The organism is Mesorhizobium sp. M7A.F.Ca.CA.004.04.2.1 (genome assembly GCF_004022825.1).
In the GTDB taxonomy this organism is placed as follows: domain Bacteria; phylum Pseudomonadota; class Alphaproteobacteria; order Rhizobiales; family Rhizobiaceae; genus Mesorhizobium.
The window spans coordinates 1-2,910 of the sequence record NZ_RZPH01000781.1 but is presented as its reverse complement, the minus strand read 5'-3'; the positions used below and the strand labels follow the sequence as shown (position 1 = coordinate 2,910).

Annotated in this window: 3 protein-coding genes; all 3 read left to right on the top strand. The window is 60.1% G+C overall.

Features of this window, described 5'->3' with window-relative positions; translation table 11 throughout:
* A partial coding sequence (locus EN893_RS26890) for a DUF6638 family protein (protein WP_128361908.1) occupies positions 1 to 1,109 on the top strand: 1,109 nt, incomplete at its 5' end.
* 105 nt (positions 1,110 to 1,214) lie between these two features.
* Complete coding sequence (locus tag EN893_RS26885) at positions 1,215 to 2,339, top strand: DUF2333 family protein (protein WP_127266545.1); 1,125 nt, start codon at positions 1,215 to 1,217, stop codon at positions 2,337 to 2,339.
* 313 nt (positions 2,340 to 2,652) lie between these two features.
* A partial coding sequence (locus EN893_RS26880) for a formate--tetrahydrofolate ligase (protein ID WP_128361907.1) occupies positions 2,653 to 2,910 on the top strand: 258 nt, incomplete at its 3' end.

Genomic DNA, 2,910 nt, shown 5'->3' with positions numbered 1-2,910 from the left:
ATTATGACTATCTCGATCCCAATGAGGTCAACCGCCGTTTCATCATCCTGACGCCGTCGCAGATTGACCTGCCGGTGGTGCACACCGCCTTCTCCAACACCTCGCAACTGATGTTCGAGTTCATGTCCAGGAACCGGCGCGCCATCGATGCGCTGACGATCAAAGACGTCATCTACGGCGAGATCGAGGATTCCATTCCCAAGGTCAACGACATCGAGGACTTGCTGTCGATCAGTCAGGTCGAATTCAAGGTGCTGTCGGCCGAGGATGTGCTGGGCAAGGCAGCCGAACTCGGCAAGCTCGTCGACCGGCTGAAGCAGGAGCCAGATGCCTGGCGCGACAACGCCATGCTGACCCGCATGGTCGAGCTCGCCAAGATCTGCGGCGACATCCGCGAGAACGCGCTGGTACCCGACCAGGTGATCTTCCGACACAACGCCTACTGGACCAGCCATTTCGGCGGCCTCTACGTGTTCGTCGATCCGGATGTGACGACGGTGATCAGCGATCCGGCCGCCCCCGGTTTTCGCCGCTCGCGGCCGTGGCAGGTCAGCTATCTCTCGATCAACGACGCCGACAAGGTGTTCAAGTTCCTCGCCACCACCGGCCGCATCGAGCTGCCGCGTGCCTCCTGGGTCGAGACCTCGGGCTATCTCGAGCACCGGGCCGAGATGGTGGTGCGCGCGCTGATCCGCGACGCCGAGCCGAACCGCAATTTGACCAATGTCGACAAGGTCTGGCTGCAGACCTGGATCCAGAGCCATGCCGACCTGATCACCAGGGACGGCAATTTTCCTTTCCTCAACGCCGCCAAGCGCGAGATCGCCCAGCTTGGCCACCTGAAGATCGAGGATGTCTTCCCGCAGCAGCGTTTCCTGGTGATCCGCGCCAAGCCAGACCACCCCGACGCCTGGCTGACCAACCGGCTGATCTCGGATTTCGTGCCGTCGGACTTCGTCTCGCGCTACATCTTCAACAAGGACGGCTTCTACAAGGACTATGACGGCTTCAGCGACGCCTGGCGATCGCATGTTGTGGACGTTCTCAAAACCACATATTTGAAGGACAAGGTGGCGTTTCGCACACGCCTCTACGGCCTGACTGACTAGAACGAAATGAACCGTTATTTCGTTCTAACTTCTTGTTTTGGCGTATGATGTTATCCAAAAAGTCTGCAACTTTTTGGCATCATGCTTTGAGGGGGTGACACAGCCATGCTCGATCCGATCGTGAATTTCTTCACCCGTATTTTCCAGTGGATCGGCCGCGGCATCGGCCTCCTGATCGGTGTCGTCCTGTGGCCGTTCCTGTGGGCCGGACGCTGGTATACGCAGCGCGGCTGGATCCTCAAGGCGGCGGTCGGCCTCGCTCTGCTGGTGCTGATCGGCCTCTATGCCAATTTCTTCTACGCCACCCAGTGGTGGAACAATTTCAACCCGAACTATCCCGACACATACACCTTCGAGAAGCGCAATGTCTCCGCCGGCGAACAGGTCGCCGCCGGCGCCGGCACGGACACCGCCAAGACCTGCGGCAACTCTGGTATAGCCCAGATCGCCGCTGACCTGACCGACTTCAACGTCAACCAGAATGCCTGGATCTCGTCGATGATCCTCTACAAGCTGGGCCTGTTCGGCATCGACTGGGACCACACGCCGTGGATGGACAACAAGGCCTCCTTCCAGCGCGGCATCAACCAGGCGGTGCGGCGCACGGCGACCGAACTTGCCGACAATCTCGGCCGCGTCCGCACCACCTCGCAGATCGACAGCGATCTGCAGAATGCCCGCGGCAACCTTCAGTTCGACGAAGAGACCTGGTATTTCGGCCTGAACCCGTTCGGCCCCAAGACGCCGACGCCAAGCTACTATCGCGACGCCGTGCGCATGCTGCGTTCCTTCAACGCCCGCCTTGCCACCTGCCAGGCGACATTCGACGCCCGCGCCGACAATCTGAAACAGTATATCGACCGCATCTCGTCCGACATCGGCTCGACCTCGGCGATCCTCAAGGAACGCGCCGAGAACCACAACAATGGCTGGTTCGACTTCCGCGCCGACGACCGCTACTGGTTCGCCTATGGCCAGCTCTACGGCTATTACGGCCTGATGAAGGGAGCCCAGGCCGACTTCGAGGACGTCATCAAGGAAAAGCATCTGCAGAACCTGTGGGACACGATGGACTCGCAGTTCGTTTCGGCGCTGCGCATCCAGCCCTTCATCATCGCCAATGGCCGCGAGGATGGCTGGCTGTTGCCGACGCATCTGACGACGATGGGCTTCTATGTGCTCAGGGTGCGCTCCAACATGGTCGAAATCAGCAACGTTCTGACGCAGTAGCGCTGTTCCATTAGGGACCAGGCGATGGCGAATTTGCGCCGTCGCCTCTGTCGCATTCCGTGCATTGTGCGGCTGTTTTGAGACGGCGGAACGGCGCGTCCTCTGGCTTCTATACGGCGCGGCAACGGAGCCGGGAAGAACCGACGACAGGTCGGCCGGTCCGCAGAGGAACTTTCTCCAGAGGAAACATAGTTGCATACAAGTTGACGCCGTGGCAGCGACAGGGTTAGAACATGCCCGCGCCCGGTTCCAACCTGCTTGCCAGTAAGATCAAACCCGTCCCCTCCACCGTCCAATCCAGAGGAAAGCCGTCATGGCCGAAGTGAAGTCCGACATCGAGATCGCGCGCGGCGCCAGGAAAAAGCAGATCCAGGAGATCGGCCAGAAGATCGGCATTCCGACCGAACACCTGCTGCCCTACGGCCACGACAAGGCCAAGATATCAGCCGAATTCATCAAGTCGGTGAAGGGCAACAAGGACGGCAAGCTGATCCTCGTAACCGCCATCAACCCGACGCCGGCCGGCGAAGGCAAGACCACGACTACGGTCGGCCTTGGCGACGGCCTGAAC

Excerpts from the sequence above, each read along its gene's own strand:
- EN893_RS26885 (WP_127266545.1), top strand. The coding sequence starts at position 1,215 with ATGCTCGATCCGATCGTGAATTTCTTCACCCGTATTTTCCAGTGGATC.